Raw genomic sequence first — 249 nt, forward strand, 5'->3', positions numbered from 1 at the left:
CCGTTATGAACAGCCATTAACTGACCAGAAATAGTGTTGCTGTCTGAGTTAGCTTCTTTCTTACCGTTAAGTTCAGATTCTAAGTTCGCTGCGTAACCCAGTTTAAAGCCGATTGGACCGTTCCAGTATTGACCAATAATTGAGTAAGAATCTTGTGTTTGCTTACGGATGCCGTTATCTAGCTCTTCGCCTTTAAACGCAGCTGCAATACCAAAACCTGCAGGTAGGCTAGCTTCAAAACCAACGATG

General features: G+C 43.0%; 1 pseudogene. It reads right to left on the reverse strand.

Annotated features, from left to right (window positions below):
- Window positions 1-249 (reverse strand): annotated as a pseudogene (locus AB4486_RS24040) (porin); the annotation flags it as partial.

This window comes from Vibrio sp. 10N.222.55.C6, from assembly GCF_041473395.1.
Classification (GTDB): domain Bacteria; phylum Pseudomonadota; class Gammaproteobacteria; order Enterobacterales; family Vibrionaceae; genus Vibrio; species Vibrio crassostreae_C.